At 44.3% G+C, this 25,735-nt stretch carries 21 protein-coding genes and 1 other RNA gene; 14 read left to right on the top strand and 8 right to left on the bottom strand.

What is annotated here, in order from left to right; genetic code table 11:
- Positions 1-4: 4 nt before the first annotated feature.
- The gene (locus tag JO943_RS05950) at positions 5-3,601 is read right to left on the bottom strand and encodes an AAA family ATPase (protein WP_202740257.1); all 3,597 of its coding nucleotides are present in this window, start codon (positions 3,599-3,601) and stop codon (positions 5-7) included.
- 9 nt (positions 3,602-3,610) lie between these two features.
- Positions 3,611-4,861: an exonuclease SbcCD subunit D gene (locus tag JO943_RS05945; RefSeq protein WP_202740256.1), complete on the bottom strand. Its 1,251-nt coding sequence runs from the start codon at positions 4,859-4,861 to the stop codon at positions 3,611-3,613.
- A 163-nt stretch (positions 4,862-5,024) separates the two neighbouring features.
- On the opposite strand from JO943_RS05945, the gene JO943_RS05940 reads away from it, so the two are divergent.
- Positions 5,025-5,807, top strand: a complete 783-nt coding sequence (locus JO943_RS05940) for a crotonase/enoyl-CoA hydratase family protein (protein WP_202740255.1) — start codon at positions 5,025-5,027, stop codon at positions 5,805-5,807.
- 8 nt (positions 5,808-5,815) lie between these two features.
- Here JO943_RS05940 and JO943_RS05935 read toward each other — a convergent pair whose 3' ends face one another.
- Both JO943_RS05935 and JO943_RS05930 read right to left on the bottom strand, forming a co-directional pair.
- Positions 5,816-6,202, bottom strand: coding sequence for an SMI1/KNR4 family protein (locus JO943_RS05935; RefSeq protein ID WP_202740254.1), 387 nt, complete (start codon positions 6,200-6,202; stop codon positions 5,816-5,818).
- Positions 6,203-6,234: 32 nt separating this feature from the next.
- Positions 6,235-6,612, bottom strand: a complete 378-nt coding sequence (locus tag JO943_RS05930; RefSeq protein WP_202740253.1) for a VOC family protein — start codon at positions 6,610-6,612, stop codon at positions 6,235-6,237.
- A 161-nt stretch (positions 6,613-6,773) separates the two neighbouring features.
- Between JO943_RS05930 and JO943_RS05925 the strand changes: the two genes are divergently transcribed.
- From JO943_RS05925 to JO943_RS05915, 3 genes are all read left to right on the top strand, one after another.
- The gene (locus JO943_RS05925) at positions 6,774-7,223 is read left to right on the top strand and encodes a GNAT family N-acetyltransferase (protein ID WP_202740252.1); all 450 of its coding nucleotides are present in this window, start codon (positions 6,774-6,776) and stop codon (positions 7,221-7,223) included.
- A gap of 289 nt (positions 7,224-7,512) precedes the next feature.
- Positions 7,513-7,959, top strand: a complete 447-nt coding sequence (locus JO943_RS05920) for an ABZJ_00895 family protein (RefSeq protein ID WP_202740251.1) — start codon at positions 7,513-7,515, stop codon at positions 7,957-7,959.
- Positions 7,960-8,044: 85 nt separating this feature from the next.
- On the top strand, positions 8,045-8,950 hold the full coding sequence (locus JO943_RS05915; protein ID WP_202740288.1) for a TIGR01777 family oxidoreductase: 906 nt from the start codon (positions 8,045-8,047) through the stop codon (positions 8,948-8,950).
- On the opposite strand, the gene thiO is transcribed toward JO943_RS05915, so the two are convergent.
- Both thiO and hemB read right to left on the bottom strand, forming a co-directional pair.
- Complete coding sequence (gene thiO / locus JO943_RS05910) at positions 8,936-10,057, bottom strand: glycine oxidase ThiO (protein ID WP_202740250.1); 1,122 nt, start codon at positions 10,055-10,057, stop codon at positions 8,936-8,938. The two genes, JO943_RS05915 and thiO, sit on opposite strands and share 15 nt — an antisense overlap.
- Before the next feature lie 59 nt (positions 10,058-10,116).
- Positions 10,117-11,130, bottom strand: a complete 1,014-nt coding sequence (hemB, locus tag JO943_RS05905; protein WP_005229100.1) for a porphobilinogen synthase — start codon at positions 11,128-11,130, stop codon at positions 10,117-10,119.
- A 171-nt stretch (positions 11,131-11,301) separates the two neighbouring features.
- Between hemB and JO943_RS05900 the strand changes: the two genes are divergently transcribed.
- From JO943_RS05900 to JO943_RS05880, 5 genes are all read left to right on the top strand, one after another.
- Entirely contained in the window at positions 11,302-11,799 is a 498-nt protein-coding gene (locus tag JO943_RS05900) for a thioesterase family protein (RefSeq protein ID WP_005229102.1), read from the top strand.
- Positions 11,800-12,062: 263 nt separating this feature from the next.
- A complete protein-coding gene (gene antA / locus JO943_RS05895; RefSeq protein WP_202740249.1) occupies positions 12,063-13,478 on the top strand; it encodes an anthranilate 1,2-dioxygenase large subunit in 1,416 nt (471 codons plus the stop codon).
- A 3-nt stretch (positions 13,479-13,481) separates the two neighbouring features.
- Positions 13,482-13,973 carry an anthranilate 1,2-dioxygenase small subunit gene (gene antB, locus JO943_RS05890; protein WP_202740248.1) on the top strand — a complete coding sequence of 164 codons (492 nt, stop codon included), beginning with the start codon at positions 13,482-13,484 and terminating at the stop codon, positions 13,971-13,973.
- A gap of 6 nt (positions 13,974-13,979) precedes the next feature.
- Complete coding sequence (gene antC, locus JO943_RS05885) at positions 13,980-15,017, top strand: anthranilate 1,2-dioxygenase electron transfer component AntC (protein WP_155757726.1); 1,038 nt, start codon at positions 13,980-13,982, stop codon at positions 15,015-15,017.
- A 136-nt stretch (positions 15,018-15,153) separates the two neighbouring features.
- Positions 15,154-16,488: an MFS transporter gene (locus JO943_RS05880; RefSeq protein ID WP_202740247.1), complete on the top strand. Its 1,335-nt coding sequence runs from the start codon at positions 15,154-15,156 to the stop codon at positions 16,486-16,488.
- Positions 16,489-16,535: 47 nt separating this feature from the next.
- On the opposite strand, the gene JO943_RS05875 is transcribed toward JO943_RS05880, so the two are convergent.
- Entirely contained in the window at positions 16,536-17,522 is a 987-nt protein-coding gene (locus tag JO943_RS05875) for an AraC family transcriptional regulator (protein ID WP_202740246.1), read from the bottom strand.
- A 472-nt stretch (positions 17,523-17,994) separates the two neighbouring features.
- On the opposite strand from JO943_RS05875, the gene JO943_RS05870 reads away from it, so the two are divergent.
- The 5 genes from JO943_RS05870 to JO943_RS05850 all read left to right on the top strand — a co-directional run bounded on the left by JO943_RS05870 (position 17,995) and on the right by JO943_RS05850 (position 24,818).
- A complete protein-coding gene (locus JO943_RS05870; protein ID WP_005229108.1) occupies positions 17,995-19,143 on the top strand; it encodes an HlyD family efflux transporter periplasmic adaptor subunit in 1,149 nt (382 codons plus the stop codon).
- 6 nt (positions 19,144-19,149) lie between these two features.
- Complete coding sequence (locus tag JO943_RS05865) at positions 19,150-20,676, top strand: DHA2 family efflux MFS transporter permease subunit (RefSeq protein ID WP_005229111.1); 1,527 nt, start codon at positions 19,150-19,152, stop codon at positions 20,674-20,676.
- Between the two features lie 306 nt (positions 20,677-20,982).
- Complete coding sequence (gene ggt / locus JO943_RS05860) at positions 20,983-22,977, top strand: gamma-glutamyltransferase (RefSeq protein ID WP_202740245.1); 1,995 nt, start codon at positions 20,983-20,985, stop codon at positions 22,975-22,977.
- 158 nt (positions 22,978-23,135) lie between these two features.
- Positions 23,136-23,495: a transfer-messenger RNA gene (gene ssrA / locus JO943_RS05855) on the top strand.
- 183 nt (positions 23,496-23,678) lie between these two features.
- Positions 23,679-24,818 (top strand): tyrosine-type recombinase/integrase, encoded by a 1,140-nt coding sequence (locus tag JO943_RS05850; protein ID WP_202740244.1) that lies wholly within the window; start codon positions 23,679-23,681, stop codon positions 24,816-24,818.
- On the opposite strand, the gene JO943_RS05845 is transcribed toward JO943_RS05850, so the two are convergent.
- Positions 24,815-25,720, bottom strand: coding sequence for a hypothetical protein (locus JO943_RS05845; RefSeq protein WP_202740243.1), 906 nt, complete (start codon positions 25,718-25,720; stop codon positions 24,815-24,817). The two genes, JO943_RS05850 and JO943_RS05845, sit on opposite strands and share 4 nt — an antisense overlap.
- Positions 25,721-25,735 lie beyond the last annotated feature (15 nt).

Here is a 25,735-nt window from a genome sequence, read left to right as displayed (position 1 = left end):
TGCTTTAACCCACAATTTCAATCCGACTCGAACCTGATCCAACAGGTTGTACCTGAATCTGTACAGGAATCCGTTCATGCATTTCCTGAATATGCGAAATTAAGATTACTTTACGACCCTGACTTTGCAATTGATCCAGCGCATTCATCACCATGTGCAATGACGATGCATCCAGTGTCCCAAAACCTTCATCAATAAACAGTGATTCAATTTTCATCGAACCCGAGGCCATATTGGCTATCGCCAAGGAAATCGCCAGGGCGGTGAGGAAGGACTCTCCACCTGAGAGCGAAGCCACCGAACGGATTTCGCCATCCATATCATGGTCGATAATCGCTAGACTGAGCGAGTTATCCAGACGTTTTAAAGTGTAACGTTGCGATAACATCGCCAATTGCTGATTGGCATATTCCAGCAAAATATCCAGATTATACTGTTGCGCCAAATCACGGAAATCTTTGCCCTTAGAATCGCCAATCAGGCTCGAAATCTTATTCCAGCGGTGCTCCTGTTGCTGAATTTGCTGGATCTGCTCGGCAAACTGTTTTTGCTTGGCAAGATTTTGCTGATGCAGTTCCAGCTGAACTTTATATTGATCGCGTTGTTCAAGCTGCTGTTGCAGTTTGTCCTGATTTAACTGAATCAGCTCAGACAGCTGTTCCTGCTGGATCTCCGGCTGCTGTTGTTGATGCTCGTTTAATTGCTGTTGTGCAGTTTTGAGCGCATAGGCAGCTTCGCTGAGAACACGCTCTGCATTTTGCAGCGTCAAGCGGATCTGTTGTTCCTGTGTAGACGAAATGGCCAGCAACTGACTCAGTTGCAGCTCCTCAAACTGGGTGTGCTGCGTCAGCCATGCACTAATTTCATTTTTGCATTGAGTCAATGCATGCTGATTGTGTTGATGCTGGGCTTTGAGCTGTTCCAGTTCATTCTTGTGTTGCTCAAAGTTTTGTCGTGCCAGTTCGAAATTCTGTTTAAATTGCTGGTATTGATGCTGCACCTGCTGTCGTTGCTGATCATGCTGATGCAACCATTCATTGGCTTTGAGTTCGGTTGAACCGGCCATTGCCTGAATGAGTTGATTGGCAGCCTCACTATTTTGTTGCCCCTTTTTTGCAATGTCCTGCAATTGCTGAGTCAGTTCAGCATGCCGGGTATTCAAGGCATTCAGATTTGATATGAATAAATTGAGTTGTTGAGTGCTGTGTTGTTGTTGTTTGCTGAGTGCATCCGCATGATCAAGCTGTTGCAGGCGTTGCTTTAAATGCTGCACAACCTTTTGCGACTGGCGAAGCGGTTGTTCTAGCCAAAGCGTTTTCTCACGACTTTCCAGACAATCTACAATATGCTGAATCTGTTGTTGTAATTGCTGTACGTTTTCCAGTTGATAAGCCGTATTTTGAATAGACTGATTTAAATGAAGCTGCTGTTTGCTGGCCTGGCTGAGCTGGTGTAATTCCTGCTCAAGCTGTTGTTTTGTCTGTGTAGATTGAGTGCTTAAGCCTTGCAGGTAAACTTCAAGTTCAGGTTGCGCAACATTCAAATCGAGTTGGATCTGGGTTTGAGTCAAATAGTGCTGTAATTCTTGCTGTTGCGTGTTTAGTTTGTTCTGGGCCTGTTGTAAGGCGTTTTGCTGCTGCTTGTGCTCGGATTGCAGTTGGGTAAATTGCTGCTGTGTATGCTGCCATTGTTGAAAGCATTGCTGTTCTTGCTGTAAAGCCTGTTGTTCCTGCTGTTGTTGTAATGTAAATAAGGCCTTAGACACCTGACTTTCATCATCACGATAGGGATGCTCGGTACTGCCACAGACCAGACAGGCTTCACCTTGTTTCAGTTCAGCACGTAAATGTTCAACATTTTCTGCGTGTAATAGGCGTTGCTGTTGCAGAATATGTTGTAATTTTTCCCGTTCGGTTTTTGCGGCCTGAAATTCATTTTCCGCTTTTTGAGTATTTTGCTCAAGCTGTTGAGATTGGTGTTGTAGTGCGCCCAGGGTTTGTTTGAGTGCTGACGCTTCATTTTTTAATTGAAAATAATGCTGTAATTTTTGCTGAATCACATCCAGTTGATTCAATTGAGTCAATAATTGCTCTTTTTGTGCCTGTTTTTGTTCTAGCTTAGACTCAATCTGCTGCGGGCTACCAAACTGCGAGTTTAATTGATCAAGTAAGTGTTTATCTTGCTCAAGTTTGACCTGAGCCTGTTGAATATTCCCAAGGGTATTTTCAACTTTTTGATAATGCTGAATAAACTGTTCGAGCTGCTGTACATGGGCATGCAGACCCTTATCCAAAACCGAGAAGTGGCCACTGCGCTGTAATTGCTCAATACAGGTTGCCTGTTGTGTACTTAAATTCTGAATATGTTGCTCAAGCTGTTGCTGCTGTTGCAGTAGAGGCTGTTGCTGAGTTTCAACATGTGCCAGTCTGCTTTTGGTCTTTTTATAATCTTCTGCAATATAGTCTCGTTCCTGCACATATTTACGGACCTGATTCAACTCATCTTGATGTTGCAACTCAAAATTCTGAAACTGTTGTAGCGCCGTTTCTGCTTGCGTATAGCGGACTTTTTCCTGCTCAAACGCTGAGGTAAAGCGACTAAAATCTTGCTGTTTCTGCTGCAGTTGTGGTTCAAGTTGTTGCAGTGTTTTTTGGATTTGCTGCTGTTGAAAAGCAACAGGGCGAATCTCGGAAAAGATATCCAGTTGTTCGAGCAGTTGGCGATCTGTTGCTAATCCAGCATGGGCATTGAGTTGCGTCTCATGCTGCTGTTGTTTGAAGATAACTTCACTTTTAAGCTTTTGTTGCTGCTCAAACCACTGTTGTTGTTGTTTAAGCTGGTTTCGCTCGTTCTCAAGTTGCTGGACCTGTTGTTGGAGCTGTTGAAACTGAGCCTGTAATTCGGCAACTTCCTCATCGGAACGAATTTCGATATGGCCTAAAACATTTTCCAGCTGTTTGCGCTGATTGGTGATTTCTCGGGTCTTTTCAAAGGCCAGTTGTCCAATTTTGGCAAAGATACTGGAATTGGTCAGATACTCCAGCAATTCGCCCCGTTCGGTATCACGGGCTTTTAAAAATGCCGTGACCTCAGACTGCGCCAGTAAAACGGCGCGGGTAAACTGTTCAAAACTGAGTTGGGTAATTTGCTGGATATGGCTTTCGACGGCTTTGGTCTTGTCTGCTACTACCACACCGTCGGTGAGGCATTTAAGCGAGCGCTGCACACTTTGCAGCTTCCCACTGGCATTTTCACGGGCACGTTTAATTTCCCAACGCGCCTGATAATGTTTTTGGTCTTGTGCCACAAAACACAGTTCAGCAAAGCCGTGTCCTGTACCACGACGTAAAACGGTCAGGGGAGAGTTGGTCAGCAGTTCAGAACCATCCACATCCAGAAGCTTGCCATCACTTTCCTTAAGGCGGGGAATTTTATTAAACAGGGCCAGACACATGGCATCTAAAATGGTGGATTTACCAGCGCCAGTTTTGCCGACAACGGCGATCAGTCCCGCATTGGCCAACGGGTCGCATTCAAAATCAATAAAGTGTTCGCCTGCAAGAGATGCCAGATTTTTTAGCCGAATCGATAAAATTTTCATGGCAAATCCTTAAGAACTTTGATCATCTTCAAGTTTTTTCTGTGCTTCATTCACCAGAATTAAGAAATCTTTGGTGACGTCATCATCGGCGTGATAGCCCTTTTTCTCCCAGATCTGCTGGAATAGTTTTTCCGGTGTCGGGGGTTCCAGGCTGATGCTCTGCTTGGTTTCAGTATTATTTTCATTGGATAAATACTGTCTGGAAATACGTACCAGACGATAGCGATCCTTCGGCAAGGCATCTTCAAATTGTTGGCGCAAATTCGGCTGTGGGGGAATCGCGGTATGATATTCGATATCGACATATTCACGATGCTCGAGATTTTCGATGGGGCCACTCGGTAGGTTTTTAAGCTGCTGCATGACCGCTGTGAGTTCATCCTTAATCTTATAGAGTTGAATGCTTCGCGGAATTGCCAATGCTTCAAAATTTAGCTTATTTTCTGGTTGGGTCGAATCAATGGTGACATCAACAATCTGATGCTTATAGTTGATTTCACTAAATGACAGTGGAATTGGAGAGCCGCTATAACGAATATGTGGATGTTGTACCTTTTGCGGTTTATGCAAATGCCCCAGCGCTACATAATCAATGCTGTCATCGAACAGGCTGGTCGAAAGTGCTTCTTCATTGCCAATGATAATTGGGCGTTCAGAATCAGAAGTTTCCCCGCCTTGCATATGTGCATGCGACATCAGAATCAGCGCTTGATCCTCGGTTTTACGACGTTTGGCTTCTTCGATTAATTGTTGGTGTAGATAAGCAATGGCATTCTGGCTATTGGTGGTGTGTTCATTAAACCCCGTGATTTCGGCAGAACGCAAGAAGGGCAAGGCAATACACCACGCGACAATCTGTTTTTGCTCATCATAAATCGGCAGAATTAAACGTTCCAGATCCAGCGTTTTATCTTCCTTCCAGCGAATCACGCCAACCGTTTTGGCATTATATTTGGCCAATAAGGGTTCAACCTGTTCAATTCGGTAGCCTGAATCGTGATTGCCTGCAATCATGAGGGTTTGCATATGCGGTGCAAGTTCATGCGCATCGGCAAGGAATTGGTAGAGTTGTTTTTGTGCCTGAGAACTCGGATTGATGACATCAAAAATATCACCTGCAATCAGCAAGGCATGCGGCTGTTTCTGTTTGATTTGCTCAAGTAACCATGTCAGAAATTGTTCATGTTCATAATGGCGGGAATGATTATAAAAGAATTGCCCCAAATGCCAGTCAGAAGTATGAAAAAAACGCACAGTCATAAATGAATCTAAAAAAAGAATTGAACCAGAATAAGGTAGCACGTATTTAAGCGGAAAGGAGAATCTTGCTGAGCAGAAAAGTAGTACATGATCGCGCTTGATCATTTTTAAACGTTGCTCTAGTTTGAAGATAAAGTCATGCAATAAAAAATGAGGCATAAAGATGAGCTTAGGTAAAGTAAGCCGTGAAGTGACGGATCAGATTATGTTGATTGGGCTGGACCGTGTGGAAAAACGGAATGCCTTTGATAGTCATATGATTCAGGATTTGTCTCTGGCGTTAACTGAATATGAGCAGGATCCTGAACTTCGTTGTGCGGTAATTTTTGCACATGGCGACCATTTTACAGCGGGCCTGGATCTGGTTGAGTTACAACCGAAGATAGCCGAAGGCATCTTTAATTTTGCCGAACAACAAATTAACCCGTGGGGAACAGCGGGCCGGCATCGCAGTAAACCCGTGGTGGTGGCGGTACAGGGAATTTGTTATACCGCAGGAGTTGAGTTGATGCTGAATGCCGATGTGGTCATTGCCAGCGAGAATACCGTCTTTGGTCAGCTTGAAGTGCTACGTGGCATCATGCCATTTGGTGGGGCAACGGTGCGCTTTGTGCAGGCTGCGGGATGGCAAAAAGCCATGCCATATTTATTAACCGGTAAAACTTTCGATGCGAAAACGGCGGATCAACTCAATCTGATTTCCGAGATTGTGGAAAATGGACAACAGTTGCAGCGAGCCATTGAAATTGCCAAAGAGATTTGCCTCTCCGCACCACTTGCGGTACAGGCTTTATTAGCTTCTGCAACCGATGCGCTAACTCAAGGGCAGATGGCGGCATTTGAAAAGATGAACAGTTATCTGATGCCATTGTTTGAATCACAGGATGCACAAGAGGGTGTCCGTGCCATGTTAGAAAAACGTCCGCCGCAGTTTAAGGGGCATTAATAATATTTTTAAAATAATGGATCAGTGATTTGTTCGACTTGATGAGTTTCATGAAACCAAACATAGACAGATTCTGATAAAACATTGGAGTTGAAAGGCTCAGGAAGAAAAATTAAATAATCGCCACAATCATTTTGAGCAAACGCAATTGCAGAATCTGGAAATCCATCCCATGTTCTTGCGAGCTTAGTTTCTCTCACAATATGATTACATGTACGTATTTTTCTTTTTGGAGTGGACTCATCAAAAAAAGGAAAGATTTCCCAATGATCATCTGCGATGAATAATTCACCGCCATTTTCCTCAATCATTTTGTTTTTGAATGCTTGAGGAAATATAAGCTGTAATTCCCTTTCTGCCGCTATAATATATTCCTCTGTAATTGGAAAAGGCATTGTGATTTCTCATTAAAAATTAATAATTTATTTTATACTGCATTTTCATCTAGCTCACAAATACCAAAGGTATTATGATCAGGATCAAGAAAATAGCCCTGCCAGCAACGGTTCGGGATTGCGAATTTATCCATTGCCACAATGCCGCCGAGGCTAAGAATTTTAGCTGCTGTTTCATCAAAGTTTTCGACTTCTATGGTGCAGGTAAAGGCATTGGTCCCGCATCCTGTGGGTGGAGTCGCCACTGGGCGTTGTAGTAAGCTGCCGTGAATTCCCTCTGTTTCAATGCGATAATATTCAATCGGCAGGCCTTCCACTTTTTCAAAATGCCAGCCAAATGCAGACTGGTAAAAATGGACGTCGCGTTGAGGATTGGATGATTGAATTTCAAAATAGGCAACAGTATTCATGATTTTATTCCTTGGTCTTTATTGTGCTTGATTCATTCTAGACAGAACTGGCATGAGCGTGCTAAAGCTTTATGTAAATGAGTAAACTTGTCCTTTTTGATTTGATTACTCAAATAAATTTTATGAGTTTAATGAGAATAGCGGAGAGTGATTAAACCTTGATGAAGATAATGAAGTTAGCCGATCATCCTGAGCTTTTGGATCAGGCTGCCAATTGGTTTGCGCAAAAATGGGAGATTCCTGTTGAAGCATACCGTGACAGCATGCAGACCTCGATTGAACAGTCACAAGCCATTCCACAATGGTATGTGATTCTGGATGACAGGCAGCGCATTATTGCGGGTGCAGGGGTGATTGATAATGACTTCCATGACCGCAAAGACCTGACACCAAATTTATGTGCCTTATTTGTTGAAGAGACTTATCGAAAGCAGAATATTGCCAGACAACTATTAGATTTTGCTCGGACAGAGATGAAAAACGCTGGCTTTGAAAAGTTGTATCTGGTGACAGATTTAAATGATTTCTATGAAAAATGTGGCTGGACATTTTTAACGAAGGTCACCGAAGATGATGGTCAGTTGATCAACATGTATGTTGCCGATACCTGAACAAACTCAAATCGCAGGCAAATAAAAACCGACGATTCGAGTGATGATAAATCGTCGGTCAAAATCTTTTTCAATGGTTATGGCTGCTAACACAACCATTGTTAAAGATGGAGAGTCATAATGAAAGGTCACCGAAAACATTGCGGATGCCGTGCAATGTCCAATCGGTTGCTGCGACCTTGTACCCTATATAACGCTGCGGGTTGAGGATTGGTTGACATAAAAATGAAAAAAAAGTGAAAAAAATTTATAATTATTTCTTAAAGCCAGTCTAATTAGGTTTATCTTTATGATTTCATTGCGTTTGTATTATCTCTGGTTTTTTATTATTTGTTTGGCCTCGACGTTAATTGCTGGTGTGCTGGCTGCAATTCTACCAAATAGTCTAGGCGGTGTGCTCACCGCGATTCCTTATCTCATTGCCATCATTTTTGTTTTGTTTAAATTTCTCAAGCAACAGCGTCGTGCACCCAATGCGCAAGAGAAAAAGCGCTTAAGCATTGGCTTTAGTCTGATTTTTTGGGCGTACAATGCATGTGGTCTGTTACTCGGGCTATATATTTTTGCGCGTAAAGATCCTGAAATCTGGCAGAACTTCCTGCTTTATTTAAAACAGCCACAATTTTTACTGGCTGTATTGGGAATGTGGTTGGTGATTGCCTTACCTTTATTTCTCATTACTTACTGGTTTTATGGACCGCAGGCACAGAGAATGGCCACAAAGATGTTTCACTAATTAAAGAAAGTTTCCTTGTCATTCACTTTTATTCTGCTAAGACTTAGACATTGATCTGATCAATATCATGCAGGATGAGAGTGTAATACAGAAACAGACAGTTTTAATTACAGGCGCTAGCGGTTTTATCGGTTCGTATTTGCTGCCATTCCTAATAGCGCGAGGCTATTACATCATTGCACTGACCCGCCAGCCCAATCGGGTATCGTCGCATTCAGCACTGCGTTGGGTAAATGATCTTGATCAAATTGAAACACAACACATTGATTATGTGATTAATCTGGCGGGCGAAAATATTGGTGCAAAACGCTGGACGGAACAACGTAAGCAGCAGTTGATACACAGCCGTGTGGCAATGACTGAGCAGCTGTATCAATGGCTGGAACAACGGCAAATTTTTCCGACATGCATTATTTCCGGTTCTGCGATTGGTTATTACGGGATTGATCCTCAACAGCAATGGAAGCTTGTTTGTGATGAAAATATGCCACCACAGGCGATTTTTATGTCTGATTTGTGCCAGAGATGGGAGCAAACGGCTTTAAAATTTACCCAGCAAAAGACCAAGATTATTCGTTTAGGCGTGGTTTTCGGGCAGGGCGGAATTTTGCCGCAGATGCTGTTACCGATCCGCTTAAATGCTGTTGCCAAAATTGCTTCAGGACAGCAACCGGTGGTGTGGATTCATATTCAGGATGTACTGAATGCCATCCTTTTTCTGCTGCAATCGGATCATTGCCAAAAGGTGTATAACCTTGTTGCCCCTGATCAGGTCAATCAACAACAGTTTGCTCAAGTGGCTGCCCACATTTTAAAGCGCAAACCTTTTATGACCCTGCCCAAATGTGTGTTTACATTGGTGTTGGGAGAGCAGTCACAACTGATCCTTAATGGACAGTATGTGGTTCCCAAGGCTTTGCTGGATCAGGGCTTCCAGTTTCAATATCCTGATTTAAATACAGCCTTAACCGAAATTCTAACAAGACATTAAATTCTGTTGTTTTAAGCGCAAGGGTGAATAGGCTTGGGGATCAACAATTGTCTCTTGCCCTAACAGCAGTTGGCGTAACAGTCGTGCTGAGCCAGAACCCATGCATAAGCCGTTACGGAAATGTCCAAAATTAGTCCAAAGGTTTTCCAGTTCAGGCATCGCACCAATATAGGGAATCCCTTGTGGTGAGCTTGGACGCAATCCAGCCCAACGTTTTACGATCGGGAATTGCGCTAACTCAGGAACCATCTCTAAGCATGCAGCAAGAATATCCTGTTGGGTCTGTTCATCTACCGCAGTGCTAAAGCCTGTATCTGCCATGCTTGAACCACATACAATGTGTCCATCTTGGCGTGGAATCAGGTACATCACCCGATTCATGCACATGGTCGGTAACCAGTTTTCAGGGGTTTTAAATAACAGCATTTGTCCTTGGACCGGTTGCACAGGAACATGACATTGCAGTTGTTCGGCCCATTGCTGACTCCATGCACCAGAACTGATGACCACCTGATCTGCCATAAATTTTCGGCCATCTTCGGTTTCAATTCCGAGCACTTTGTTATTCTGAATCATTAATTTTTCAACAGGACAATGTTCAAAAAAACGCACCAACGGATGTTGCTTTAAGTAGCAAATTAATGATTGTAATAAACGTGGATTGCGGACATTGGAGAGTTGCGGGAAGTAGATGGCTTGCTGGAATTTTTGGGAAATATGGGGGTTAATCTGTTGGAGTCTGGAGCGATTGAGCAACTCGCATTGCTGCATTGGTTCATGGTATCGGTTGGCATAATTCAAGCCAGTTTCGAAATCTTCCTGATCAAAGATCAGCATGCCGGTATCGTGGATTTGAAAATCGATGCCAGTGACGGGGAGTAACTTTTCGTTCCAGGTCTGGTACAGCGATTTGCCGTATTGCGCCAGTTGATTGACTTCAGGCGCATAACGCCATGGATACATGGGGGAGAGAATACCGCCACCTGCCCATGAAGCGGCCAGGCCTGCTTGTTGTTGATCAAAAATATCGACAGAGCAGCCTTGTTCAGCGAGTTCCAGTGCTGACATTAAGCCGCTAATACCCGCACCAATGATGGCAATATGCATGATAAAGTTAAACCAGTTTAAAGATTTCCCCTCTTTATTAAAGAGGGGCTAGGGGAGATTTATCTCATCTCTTTTAATTTACGTGCTGCATCTTCAGCAAAATAGGTCCAGATCCCATCAGCACCGGCACGACGGCAGCACATTAAAGATTCCAGAATCACGCTGTCAGATAACCAGCCGTTCTGAATCGCACCTGCAAGCATGGCATATTCACCACTGACCTGATACAGGAAAGTTGGCACGCCAAAAGTATCTTTGACTTCACGCACCACATCCAGATAAGGCATGCCCGGTTTAACAATGACCATATCTGCACCTTCTTGCAGATCCAGTGCGATTTCATGTAAGGCTTCGGCACGGTTGCCAATATCCATTTGGTAATTGTATTTATTGCCGCCTTTCAGGTTACTGGCAGAGCCCACCGCATCACGGAAAGGACCGTAGAAGCTAGATGCATATTTCGCTGAGTAGGCCATGATGTTGGTATAGATAAAATCGTTTTGCTCGAGTGCTTGGCGAATCGCACCGATACGGCCGTCCATCATGTCACTTGGTGCAATCACATCAGCCCCAGCCGCAGCATGACTGAGTGCCTGTTTCACCAGACATTCAACCGTTTCATCATTTAACACATAACCTGTGTCATCAATAATACCGTCTTGACCGTGTGTGGTATAAGGGTCAAGCGCACCGTCGGTAATCAGCACCATTTCTGGTAATTCTTTTTTGAGTAGACGACAGGTGGTTTGAACTAAACCATTTTCGTCCCAAGCGGCTTCCGCTGTTAAACTTTTGTCTTGTTGTGGTGTAACAGGGAATAACGCAAGTTTGGAGACACCGAGTTCAAGCAGGGTTTCCGCTTTCTTTAGCAGTAAATCAGCCGATAGACGTTGAACATTCGGCATGCTTGGAATGTCTTGAGTTTGTTGTTGTCCCGGTAATACAAACACTGGATAAATCAAGTGATCTGCCGTTAAATGCGTTTCGCTGACCATGGCACGAAGTTGGTCATTTTTACGGATACGGCGCATGCGAGTCGCAGGAAAAGCTGGACGATTGAACGTATAAGTCATAACAATCTCGATGTTCAGTATTACACTAGGGGAATAATTGAGGGATTCAGCCACGCTTGAGGGAGAGTTCAGCGACATCGCTCAATTACGAACCCCGCTATTGTAGCCCCATATTTTTAGATTTGTGCAAAATAATGGAAAGTTATTCTTTCCATTGAGTGTAGGCCGCGTATGAATGATGTAAAGAAAAACTGGACTGGTAATATTCAGTTAGGTGCCAAGGCAGATCACCAGGTGGTCTTGAAACAGCTATGTAAGGCATTTAATGCCTGTCCATTTTTTAAATACAGTGGCATGGTCATGCGCGTGGTCGATGATCAGATTGAAGCCTATGTGGAAATGCAGCCAGAACTGGTCGGGAACCTGGCATTCCAGATTTTACATGGCGGTGTGGCGGCCACGATTCTGGACAGTATCGGTGGTGTAGCAGCGATGGAGCAGCTTTATCGCCGTGCCGCACCCGAAGATTTGCCTGATACCATCAAGAAAGTATCCCGTCTGGCCACGGTGGATATGCGGGTCGATTATCTGGCACCAGGGCGTGGTAAATATTTTATTGCCCGTGCCGAAACCTTACGTCTAGGTCGTAAAGGCTGCACCATGCGCATGACCATGGTCAATGATGAGGACAAACCGATTGCCACTGCAATCGCATCGTATGCCTATTAACCGGTTACTGCTTAAATTAGAACGATGTGAAGGCCTCTTATGCCATGCTTGAGAGGCTGATTTCATTTCAGAAGTATTTTATTCTCCATTCCGATTGTTTTATAGCAGGCCTAAGGCCTGCTTTTTTGTGCCTGAATATTCGCACCGCAAGCTGGATCAAAATGATTCACAAACTGGATAGAGATCTGGAAAAAGTGGATAGAGTCCAGCCATAAATCAGGCTTCAATCAATAAAAGATTTTTATGGATTGGAGGAGATAAAAATGACGACACGTAATATTGCCGAATGGCAGGACTTTGTGAGTGGATGTCTGGACTTTCGCCCGAAAGATGGAGTATTCCGTATTGCGCGCGAGATGTTCACTGAAGCTGAACTGTTTGATTTGGAAATGGAATTTATTTTTGAAAAAGTCTGGATTTATGCCTGCCATGAAAGTGAAATTCCCAATAATCATGATTTTCTAACCGTTCAGATTGGACGCCAACCGTTAATCATTAGCCGTGATGGTCAAGGCCAACTGCATGCCATGATCAATGCCTGTGAGCATCGCGGTGCGACCTTAACCCGTGTGGCCAAAGGCAATCAGTCCACTTTTACCTGTCCCTTCCATGCGTGGTGCTACAAGTCCGATGGTCGTCTGGTCAAAGTCAAAGCGCCTGCCGAATATTGTGAAGATTTTGATAAGTCCAGCCGTGGACTCAAGCAGGGGCGAATTGCCAGTTATCGCGGTTTTGTCTTTGTCAGTCTGGATACACAGGCTACGGATAGTCTCGAAGACTTCTTGGGGGACGCCAAAGTTTTTCTAGACTTAATGGTAGAGCAGTCACCGACTGGTGAGTTGGAAGTCCTGCAAGGTAAGTCGGCCTATACCTTTGCAGGAAACTGGAAACTGCAAAATGAAAATGGACTGGATGGCTATCACGTCAGTACCGTGCACTACAACTATGTCTCCACCGTACAGCATCGCCAACAGGTCAATGCGGCCAAAGGTGATGATCTGGATACCTTGGATTACAGCAAATTAGGCGCGGGTGATAACCAGACGGATGATGGCTGGTTCAGTTTTAAAAACGGTCATAGTGTTTTATTCAGCGATATGCCCAATCCGGCGGTGCGTCCTGGCTATGACACGGTGATGCCGTATCTGCTGGAAAAATATGGTACCAAGCGTGCCGAATGGGCCATGCATCGTCTCAGAAACCTGAATCTTTATCCAAGTTTATTCTTTATGGATCAGATCAGTTCACAGCTGCGCATTGTGCGTCCAGTGGCATGGAATAAAACTGAAGTGATTAGCCAATGTCTGGCGGTAAAAGGCGAGTCAACCGAAGCACGTCGTAACCGTATTCGTCAGTTTGAGGACTTTTTCAATGTCTCGGGCTTAGGAACGCCAGATGATCTGGTGGAGTTTCGAGAACAGCAAAAAGGTTTTCAGGCGCGTCTGGAGCGCTGGAGTGATATCTCTCGTGGTCATCATAACTGGTGTTATGACATGACTCAAAATGCACAGGATCTCGGGATCCGACCTGTGATTACGGGCCGTGAACTGACGCATGAGGGTTTATATGTCAATCAGCATGGTCATTGGCAACGTTTAATGCTGGATGGTTTAAATCGCAAGGCTTTAAAAATGCAGGATATTACTTATCAACTTGATACAGCAACGGAAGAGGTATAAGTCATGACTGCTGAATTACATTTTGCCGTTTCACAATTCCTTTATCAGAAGTCTGAATTATGCGACCGTTATGACTGGGATGCCTATCTGGAACTCTATGATGAAGATAGTGAGTATCACATTCCGCAATGGATTGATGATCATCGTTATGTCGAAGATCCAAATCAGGGCTTGTCTTATATCTATTATGCAGACCGTTCGGGGCTGGAAGATCGTGTATTCCGCATCCGTACTGGAAAAGCGGCCTCGGCAACTCCCTTACCTCGCACCCAACACAGTATTCAAAATGTACAGGTCAAAAGTCTGCCAGATGGCTTGATTGAAGCCAAAGTTGGATGGAGCACCTTATATAACCGTCAAGGGCTGGAAGGTTGTTTCTATGGCCATGCCACTTATCTGTTAAGACAAACCGCTGAAGGATTCCGTATTCGCCGTCAGCACACGATTTTGCTGAATGACAAAATTGATTCGGTGTTGGATTTTTATCATGTTTAAGGGAGCATCATGATGGGACATTCAGTTGCACTTAATTTTGCCGATGGGAAAACCTTTTTTATTTCAGTCCAAGAGAATGAGTTGTTGCTGAATGCAGCCATTCGTCAAGGCATCAATTTACCCTTGGATTGCCGTGAAGGCGTGTGTGGAACCTGTCAGGGTCAATGTGAAACAGGCATTTATGAACAGGAATATGTGGATGAAGATGCGTTAAGTGAACGTGACTTAGCAGAGCGAAAAATGCTGGCTTGCCAAACACGGGTCAAATCCAATGCGGCATTCTACTTCGATCACAATTCTGAAATCTGCAACGCTGGCGAAACACAGAAAATTGCGACGCAAGTGACTCAGGTTGAGCTGGTGTCGGAGACAACCGCGATTTTGCACGTTGATGCCAGTGCATCTGCCAAGCAACTCGAGTTTTTACCCGGCCAATATGCGCGTTTGCAGATTCCCGAAACGGATGACTGGCGTTCTTATTCTTTTGCCAATCGTCCGAATCAGACTAATCAATTGCAGTTTTTAATCCGCTTATTACCGGATGGCGTGATGAGCAATTATTTACGTGAACGTTGCCAAGTCGGTCAAACCATCATGATGGAAGCACCTTTGGGTAGTTTCTATTTACGTGAGGTTGAACGACCGCTGGTGTTTATTGCGGGGGGAACAGGGCTGTCGGCTTTTTTAGGCATGCTGGACAATATTGCGGAACAGGCAAATGCACCTGCAATCCAGCTGTATTACGGCGTCAATCAGGCAACCGACTTGTGTGAACAATCCCGTTTGCAAGGCTATGCGGAACGTTTACCAAATTTCAATTATCAACCTATTGTCACGCAAGCTTCGGAGGCTTGGGCAGGCAAAACAGGTTATATCCATGAGCATCTGGATCGGGAGCAACTGGCAGAACAGCCCTTTGATATGTACCTATGTGGCCCGCCACCGATGATTGAGGCTGTTAAAGGCTGGCTGGATGGACAAGCCTTAGACAACTATCGTTTGTATAGCGAAAAGTTTTTACAGAGCAATACGGCTGGTCATTGATCGGCTGCGTTGCCAGACGATTAATGTAAAAACAGGGGGAGAGGAAATCCCTCTGTTGAAGATAAATCAGCAGTTTGAAAAATTAAAAATCTCAACGTGAGCATACGTTGAAATATCGACTTTTAAGGGAATAAAAATGAAGACAATTGATGTGAATCATATGATCAATCGGGATCGGCTATCGCCCTTGCAATGGCTGGTGTTTGCCTTGGGCTTTCTGGTGTTTTTCTGTGATGGTTTGGATACCGGAATTATCGGTTTTATTGCGCCTGCCTTGCTGGATGACTGGGGGATTAGTAAACCTGAATTGGCGCCCGTGCTGAGCGCGGCACTGGTGGGGATGTCGATTGGTGCAATTATTTCTGGGCCTTTGGCGGATAAATTTGGACGTAAAGGCGTGATTGTATCCACGACTTTATTGTTTTCTATATTTACCATTCTGTGTGGATTTGCTTCATCTACCCAAGACCTGATGCTTTACCGTTTTGTTACCGGTGTGGGGTTAGGCGCAGCTATGCCGAATATCAGCACCATTGTTTCAGAATATATGCCTGCAAAACGCAAAGCTTTTTTAACAGGGCTGGCAGGTTGTGGATTTATGTTGGGCATTTCTTGTGGCGGGGTATTGTCAGCCTATTTACTGGAAAATCTGGGCTGGGCCAAGGTGGTGATTGTGGGCGGGATCATTCCTTTATTTCTAGTGGTCGCTTTAATCTTGAAATTACCAGAATCTGTACCGTATCTGATTAAAAAAGATCAGCAACATACAGCCCAAAGCATTCTGGAAAAAGTTCAGGGTCATGCTTTTGATGATGCGGTCAGAATCGAGTTAGCTCAAGTTGATGTGAACCATAGCGATAGCCCGGTCAGAACCGTGCTAAGCAAATATCTCTGGGGATCGGTGATGTTGTGGCTATGCTGTTTTATGAGCCTATTGGTATTCTATTTGCTGACCAGCTGGATGCCGACGATTCTAAAAACAGCGGGCTTTAGTACCCAGCAATTTAGCCTGATCGCTTCCATTTTTCCTTTTGGTGGTGTAATTGGTGCGGTGATCATGGGCTGGTATATGGATAAACTGAATCCAACTCAGGTGATTAAATATGCCTACCTGACAGCATTTGTGCTATTCATTGTTGCAGGCTTTGTCAGCTCCAGTATCGTGTTACTTGGCATCAGTATTTTCCTGATCGGGGCATTGCTGACAGGAGCACAATCGTCACTACTGCCATTGGCTGCTTTATTTTATCCATCACAGTGTCGTGCAGTGGGGGTGTCGTGGATGCATGGGATTGGACGAGTTGGCGCCATTTTCGGGGCATTCTTCGGTTCGTATATCTTTACCTATGACATTAGCCTCGGTGGTATTTTCTACCTTTTGGCCTTGCCGACTTTTATTGCCTTTGTCGCGCTCAGCCTGAAAGCGATGCATCAAAACAACAAAGCCAATCCTGTGTTAAGCACCAGTTAATGGCAAGAAAGCCCAGTACGCTGACTGGGCTTTTTATTTAACAATGCTTACTCATGTTTATTTCGGGTTTCACTCGGTTTTTCGCCAAATTCATCTTTATATTCCTGAGCAAAACGGCTGAGGTGATTAAAGCCCCAGTCATAAGCGAGTTTGGAAATGGAAATCTTTTGACACTTGGCGGCATTACTTAATATTTTATAAATTTGTTGTAGGCGATATTTACGTAGATAGGCCATCGGACTCAGACCATAATGCTGCTGAAACTCTGCATAAAGCTTGGATTTAGAGACACCTGCCAGGCGCTGTAAACTCTCGGCATCGAAGGATTCACGTGCATGTTGCACAATAAAATTCTTCACTTTACGGATATAGGCGGGTTCCATCTGATTGCTGCGTTCATGCAGGGCTGCCGAATAATTATTTTCCTGAGACAGGAGCAGGGCTTTAATCACAAAATTTTCATAGTCTTCAGAAAACATTGGTAAGCCGGCAAAATCAGCATAATGTGATTTCAGTTGTAGAAAATTTTCAATATTATGCCACCAAGCTTGCATTAATCCGGTCATGCCGAGCGAGATTTCAGGGTTAAACACCAAGGCCTGCTCAAGCGGTTTATTCAGCAGTTCTGCAAGGACCTGATGCAGACTCTGTTCAGGAATCACCACCTGAAATTTTTGACAATCCTGATGAATGACCAAGTCCTGTAAATCCTGATTGGAAACAATGAGCCCTGTATGGGCATCGGATTGGTATTTGGCGCCACCAATACTCAGTGTCTGCTTGCCATGAAAGGGCAGACTGATGCTATAGGCTTTCAGGTGGGAAATATTGATCGCGACATTGGCGCCATAACTGATGGTCCCGATCGCCATTTTTTTATGCGGGAGTCGCATACCCTCATAATGAAAGTCGAGTGTCTCCCGACACAACGTATCCAGACGGTGTTCGCCACAGATCATCGACATTACATTTTGTGCAAAATCGGCTTGATGCGAATGATGGATAAGATCCATATTTTGGCTGAGTGATGTCATCGTCCTTTCACCTAGCGAAGTGCTTATTGTTTTAGCAGCAAGAAAAATGCCATTTTGTTCCATAAATGACGTTATTTACGCTCATTGCCAGCAATCGGGAATTGAGCAGAAACTCTGATCCAGCTTGGTTTATTAGAACAAATTTGGCTCAATACGCAAGCCCGTAGGGAATATATCTTTATGCTTTATAGGTATGTTAAATGCTGTGACCTGCCAGATTGCATGGTTCGCTTCATCAATCAATAAGCAAACTTAAAGTTTTTAATCGTCATTAAAATATCAATTTATAAGAATTGAACGCATCAGTTATTTTTTTTAATCTCGTCATATGATTTTTTGCCGTTAAAATGCGAAATAATTTTTGCGCTTATGTTGCACTTTGGTTTTTAACATTCAGTTAAGTTTTCAAAATTAAACTGATCGGCTGATTAAACCAAAAGTTAAAAATCTCTTTAATTTTCAGGAATAACTTATGACTGACGCTCAAGCCAATTCACAGGATGCTGCTTCAGATTCGGCATCAGATGATGCAATGAAAGCAAAACGTAAAAAATTTCTCGGATTTTTCGCGCTCATTCTCATTCTTGCTGCAATTCTGTATGGCATCTGGGCGTTATTCTTTAATCATTCAGTTAGTACCGATAATGCTTATGTAGGCGCTGAAAACGCACAGATTACCTCAATGGTGAGTGGGCAAGTTTCTGAAGTCTTGGTGAAAGATACCCAACAGGTGAAAAAAGGCGATGTGCTGGTGCGCATAGACGAGCGGGATGCCAAGATTCAACTGGCACAGGCACAGGCCGAACTGGCCAAAGCACAACGCCAATATAAGCAGACTCAGGCAAATAGTAGCTCTTTAAATTCTCAGGTCGTGGTGCGTAATGATGAGATCAGCAGCGCACAGGCGCAAGTGACCAAAGCGCAGGCGGATTATGATCGTGCGGCATTGGAGCTCAAGCGCCGTAATGAGCTGGCTGCAACAGGTGCGATTTCTAAAGAAGAATTAAGCAAGGCGCAAAGCGCAGTTTCGACGGCTAAAGCCAGTCTGGATCTGGCTCAGGCCGGTTTGGCGCAGGCTACCTCTAGCCGTAAAGCAGCTGAAAGTACTTTCGCTGCCAATGAGGCCTTGATTCAGGGGGTAAATGAAGCGTCAACACCTGATGTGCTCGTGGCCAAAGCCCATGTGGAGCAGGCTGCGCTAGATCTGGAACGTACCGTGATCCGTGCACCTGTGGATGGGGTAATCGCGCGTCGCAATATTCAGATTGGGCAACGTGTCGCACCCGGTACCGTGATGATGTCTGTGGTGCCTTTATCTGCACTCTATGTCGATGCCAACTTTAAAGAAAGCCAGCTGGCGAAAGTGAGAGAAGGTCAGAAGGTCACACTACGTTCCGATCTGTATGGCGATGATGTGGTGTATCACGGGACTGTGCAAGGTTTCTCGGGTGGAACCGGCGCCGCATTTGCCTTGATTCCAGCGCAAAATGCGACAGGGAACTGGATTAAAGTGGTACAGCGTTTACCAGTACGTATTACTCTTGATCCCAAAGAGCTTGCACAACATCCATTGCGCGTCGGGTTGTCGATGCAAGCGGATATTGATCTCGCAACGAAGTAATCAGCCATGAAAACGCAAACTCCTTTTGCAGAACTCAGTGGCGGGCGCTTACTACTCGCAGCTTTTGTGATCGCCCTTTCAAATTTTATGGTGGTCCTGGATACCACCATTGCCAACGTGTCTGTCCCGCATATTACCGGCAACCTTGCGGTTTCCAGTTCCCAAGGGACCTGGGTAATTACCTCTTATGCGGTTGCCGAAGCGATTTGTGTGCCTTTAACCGGCTGGCTTGCAGGGCGGTTTGGAACAGTCCGTGTGTTTATATTCGGTCTGATTGGTTTTACCATCTTTTCATTCCTCTGTGGCTTAGCCACCTCGCTGGAAATGCTGGTGTTTTTCCGTATTGGACAAGGTCTCTGCGGTGGCCCGTTAATGCCACTCAGTCAAACCCTGCTCATGCGAATTTTCCCTCCCGAAAAACATGCACAGGCGATGGGTCTTTGGGCCATGACCACGGTGATTGGACCGATTCTCGGGCCGATCCTCGGGGGCTTGATCAGTGATAATCTGTCTTGGCACTGGATTTTCTTTATCAATATTCCGGTTGGTATTGTCTGTGCCTTAGCCGCCGTGCGCTTATTATCTGTAGCTGAAACCAAAACCGAAAAATTGCGGATTGATGCGATTGGCCTAGGTTTGTTGGTGCTGTGGATTGGTGCACTGCAATTAATGCTGGACCTCGGACATGAGCGCGACTGGTTTAACAATACCAGTATCATTATTCTGGCGTTGGTGGCCGTTGTTGGTTTTATCGTGTTTATGATTTGGGAACTGACCGAAAAGCATCCTGTGGTCAATCTGTATGTGTTCCGGCATCGGGGTTTTGCGGTTTCGGTACTGGCGCTGGCCTTTGGTTTCGGTTCCTTCTTTGGCAGTATTGTATTGATTCCCCAGTGGTTGCAGATCAATCTCGGCTATACCGCCACATGGGCGGGTTATCTGACCGCCACGATGGGCTTTGGTAGTCTGACCATGTCACCGATTGTAGCGAAGCTGTCGACCAAATATGATCCACGCGCACTAGCAAGCTTTGGGCTGGCCTTGCTCGGCGTGGTTACTCTGATGCGGGCATTCTGGGTCACTGATGCTGACTTTATGGCCTTGGCGTGGCCGCAAATTCTGCAAGGTTTTGCCGTGCCATTCTTCTTTATTCCGTTGTCGAATATTGCGATGGGCTCGGTATTGCCCCAAGAAATGGCATCTGCCGCAGGCTTGATGAACTTCCTTAGAACCATGGCTGGTGCGATTGGCGCATCAATTGCAGTCACCATTTGGGATGATCATGCCAAAGTGGCACGTAGTGAAATGGTCAATAATCTGCATCCGCAAGAAGTGCAAAACAGTTTACTGCAGAATGGATTTTCTCCCGATGCAACACTGGGCGTGATTGCCAATTTGGTAGATAAAGAAGCGATTACCATGTCAGCCAATCATGTGTTTATGCTACTGGCGATTGTATTTGTCTTTGCCAGTGCCTTGATCTGGATGAGTCCAAAGCCGAAAGGCAATAGCGGTGGCATGCCGACCCACTAAAAATTTTGAACGAAACAAGCATCTCCCAGGAGGTGCTTTTTTATGTATAAAAATAGTGTCTTAAGCCAGAATTGATAGATTTTGCCTGTTTTTATTCAGGCAAGGCATGCCAGAATTCAGCTGCAAATGATGAAAAGACATAATCAAAACAGGGAGGAGCATTGCTGGCAGAGGAACGTCAGCGCCAAATCATTCAATATTATTAAAATTGTATTTTGAGCAAAGATTAAAAGTTTTATCCCTGAGAACAAAGTTGCCCGCATGAAAATTGCATGGATTGGCATACACATATAGTGGAGTTATCACGTGAATCATCGATATTCATTTTGGTTGAGCAGCGTATTGGCTGTTGGTTTATTACAAGGATGTGGGAATGATTCCTCATCAGATCAATCAGGCACAGATCCAAATACAGGCCATCCTTCAACCCCTAACCTAATCATTGATCAGGACCCAAGTAGCTGTAGCAAACGGGCAGAAGATGGCTCAAGTGTGGTGGTCGGTTCGGATCAGAATGGTAATCCCGCAGCGCCTGAAGGCGCCTCAGGCTATCGGTTAAACAATACAGTGAAATATGCCGATAAATATATGGTGGTGGCGAACACGCCATTGGCCGTAAAGGCGGGCTGTGAAGTCTTGAAAGCGGGCGGCAGTGCGGTGGATGCGGCGGTTGCAGTACAGGCGGTATTGGGCTTGGTAGAACCGCAATCCAGTACCATTGCGGGCAGTGGTTTCATGATGTACTACGATGCAGAAAGCAAAACGGTCACCGCCTATGATGGACGGGAAACCGCACCTGCTGCTGCCAATGAATATTATCTGGTTCGACAGGATCTGCATGATCCGGCCTCACCGGCACCTGTACCGAGTGCCCGTCGTAGTGGCCGTTCGATTGGTGTCCCTGGGGTCATGCGCTTACTGGAACAGGCACAACAAGAGCATGGCAAACTGAAATGGGATCGGCTTTTTGATCAGGCCATTGATCTTGCCGATCATGGCTTCCGTATTCCTGGGCGTCTGGCAGATGCAATTGCCAGCAATGCAGACCATCTGGCACTGGATGCCAATGCAGTCGCAACCTATTTTTATCCAGATGGTAGCCCTCGAAAAGTGGGTGAGACCATGACCAATAAAGCTTATGCTAAAACCCTAGAAGCACTTGCAAGCCAAGGAGCAAAGGCCATGTACAGTGGGCCGATGGCGAAAAATATTGTGGCTAAAGCGGGCCAAATGGTCGGGGATGATGCAGCTCGGACACCCATCACGCCAAGTTTGATGACCTTACAGGATTTAGCTGATTATAAAGTCAAAAAACGCACGCCAATCTGCACCACTTACCGCGATCGTTACTATGTGTGTACCATGCCACCGCCATCATCAGGTGGGATTGCAGTTGCACAAACACTGGGCATTTTAGAAAATTTCGAGATGAGTAAATATCCGCCTAAAAACCCAGAGAATGAAGGTGGAATTCCGGATGTCATGGGCGTGCATCTGGTCACAGAAGCTGAGCGATTGGCCTATGCAGACCGTGATAAATATGTGGCAGACACTGATTTTGTAGCTTTACCAGCCAAGGGCATCGCCAGTTTGATTGATAAAAATTATCTGAAACAACGTGCCGGATTGATCAATCCAGATCAAAGCATGGGCGTAGCCCCAGTTGGTCAATTTAATTCAAATGCAGGGATAGATAAGACCGTGGAACATGGCACCACTCAATTCACCATTGTCGATGCCTATGGCAATGTGGTGTCGATGACCTCCACTGTTGAATCGAGTATGGGTTCATTCCATATGGTAGATGGTTTCCTGTTATCCAACCAGTTAACCGATTTTAGTGCCAATCCGGTCGATCAGACGGGTGCATTACTAGCGAATCGGGTAGAGGGAGGTAAACGTCCACGTAGTACCATGGCACCCACCTTGATCTTTAAAGGCACTGCACCGGGTGATTTTTATATGGCAACCGGTTCACCGGGTGGCGGCACCATTATTCAATATGTGGTAAAAACGCTGGTGGGGGCATTGGACTGGAACCTGAATGCACAACAAGCCACGTCTTTGATGAATTTTGGTGCGACCAACAGCCCAAATACCAATATTGACAGTTCAAATAGCCAATTATCCTTACTTGAACTGATTGATGCTTTGAAAGCAAAAGGACATGGTATTTCCAATACGGCACAAACCAGCGGTATTGCGACAATAATGAAAGTGAAGATTGATAATCAAAGCAAATATGCAGGTGGTGTCGATCCACGCCGTGAGGGCATTGTATTAGGTAATGGTGCTCTATAGGTCAAATTGAAAAAAGCTGTCCCTGTGGCAGCTTTTTGATTTGTAGCTTGAAAAATGTCGTGCAGTCGCCATATACAGCAATAAGCGTATATTTTGCTGATTGGTTAGAAATTAAGATTTAAATTCTAACGATCTATGTTATGATTGCGCTGTACTTTGGGGATGTTTCTGGCTTCGACGCTGGTGATGAAACTCATAGATGCATGCCGAGAGCGCATTTTCTCTCGTAAATAAAATTTGCATTTTAATAGTCGCAAACGACGAATCATACGCTCTAGCTGCCTAAGGGCAGCTTGTCCGCTTCACTGAATACTTGTGGTCAGTGAACCCGACTGAAGCGCACGCACACAAGTCCGTATAGTGTTGAGCCTCGGGACACTATACCAAATCTAGAGGATCGCGCTGAGTACCCTGTTCGTCGGGTCGCTTAGCGTTAAAACAATAGACGATATCTAAGCATGTAGTATTCTCGAGCGTAATGCTGGCGGACGCGGGTTCAACTCCCGCCATCTCCACCAAAATATTATTCGGGATTGTTTGATCCGATATAAAAAAGCCTTTAAGTTCAATACTTAAAGGCTTTTTTATTTGCCTGTTCGTCCGATATTATCCGACTTGATTTGACCTTATTTTTGCCTTCTATGGGTAATTATTGGGAAAATTTACCCAATTATTTGAGTCTCGATAAAGGGTAGATACAGATGAAGCTTACCGATACAGAATGCAGAAAAGCACAGCCAAAAGAAAAACGATATCGCCTTTCAGACGAGAATGGGCTATCACTTCTTGTGACGCCATCCGGGCAAAAATACTGGAACATACGCTTTACTGTTCTTGGCGAGCGGAAGTCAGAGTCGCTTGGTCCATATCCTGATATAAGTTTAAAGAAAGCAAGGGAGCTTGCACTTGAACTGAAATACAAATATTCCAAGTCGGTGTTGAGTGAGGACATTAAGCCATTCTTTAAAGAGGTGGCTGAAGATTGGTTTGAGAACCAAAGAGAGACTTGGTCATCCAAACATATCAGTAATGTGCGAGCATCTTTAGATGAGCTTTATATTGCTCTGGCCAATAAACGTATTAATCATATTCAAGCACCAGATATATTGCAGATAATCAAAAAGATCGAAGCTAGAGGCTCATTAGAGGTGGCTAAGCGCACTTTGTCTCGTTGTGGTATGGTTATGAAATATGCTATAGCTCATGGCTATAGATACGATAATCCAGCAAGTGATTTGGTCTATGCGCTCAAGAATAAAAAAGTGAAGAACTTAGCTTCATTATCAGAAAGCGAAATGCCTGAATTCCTTAGACGCATCAAAAACTATCCAGCAGATGCTCAAACCCATCATGCAATTATCCTGATAATGCTTACTGGCGTTCGAGTCAGTGAATTATTGCAATCGCGTTGGGATGAATTTGATCTAGATGAGCGTAAGTGGGACATCCCAGCTGAGCGTATGAAGAACGGTTTACCCCATCGTGTACCCTTAACAGACATGATGATCGATGAGCTTCAGGCATTGCGTCTGACGCATAATCAGGATCTGTTATTTCCACACCGACTAAATAACAAGCAAGCTATGCGTAGTGAGTCAATTTTGGCTGTGATTAAGCGTTCAGGCTATGCAGGAAGAATGACTACACATGGATTTAGATCTTTGTTTAGTACAGTAGTGAATGAATCGAATTTATTCAATCCAGATGCAATTGAACGTCAACTTGCCCATGTGCCACAGAACCGTATTCGCTCAGCATATAATCGAGCGCAATATTGGGATGAACGGGTGAAGATCATGGGGTGGTATGGAGCAAAAGTCAAATTGTGGTTAGATTATTAATGATCATCTTTAGTTTCATCGTGTGGGAAGGCGAGAATCTTTCCACCCTTGGGGGTATGAGATAAAAGCATCTTTTGTACATCTAGCCACTTAGAGGGGATACCAGAATTTTGAGTAGATGATTTATTTTCACCTACAAATTCTTGCATATGGCCACGGGCGAAGCTCGATGTTCTAGGTAGAGTTCCATAAACAGGCACTGGTACCGAATTTAAAGGTGACGAAGTATAATTTTGAACTGAAGCAATCTTATTATCATTTTTTAGTCCATTGATTTCTTGATACTTAATTTTTAACTTTGACTCAAATTGTTCCCGCACATCTTTTGTCAACTTGTTCGAAGTATTAGCAGTATGAACTTCATTAGATGAATTTTTAGAAATGATTGATGCGCATTCATCTAATAGAAAATTCACCAGTGTTTCATGATTTTTCTCCTGTTTCTTTAGTTTATTTTCTAGATAAGCTACCTCGTTTCTTTGTTGTTGAATAAGTATATTTAACCCTTCAATTTGTTCCTTTTGCTTCAGTAGGTTTGTATCAAAGCTGTCAGCTATTTTACTGACGGTTTGAGACAGGCTACCCAGTTGTAATTTTTTTCTTAGGCGTTCTAACTCTGTTTTAGTTTTTTTGCTGACGTGTAATTGAATCTTTTCTTTATTGGAATTTGCTTGTTGGAATTTAAAAGCTCTAAAGCCTTGTCTTAGTTTTTCATACTCAGAAATAGGAACAATCAATATTCCAAGTGTTGGTAGTTCTGCTTGAAGTGTGGGTTCAAATCGATTTGTGTTGATAGGGGCATTGTTGTTTAAAAAATGACTGTATTTGCTTTGGATCCATTTTGTTTTCAAATCTAGATCTGTCTCTAACCATTTCTGTAAAGATTCTTTTGGTCTAGCCATAAAGTTGTTCTCATT

The organism is Acinetobacter sp. 'aerobic (ED)' (genome assembly GCF_904886855.1).
Taxonomy (GTDB): Bacteria; Pseudomonadota; Gammaproteobacteria; order Pseudomonadales; family Moraxellaceae; genus Acinetobacter; species Acinetobacter courvalinii.
The sequence above is the reverse complement of the archived record's forward strand: the minus strand, read 5'-3'. Positions and strand labels throughout refer to the sequence as shown.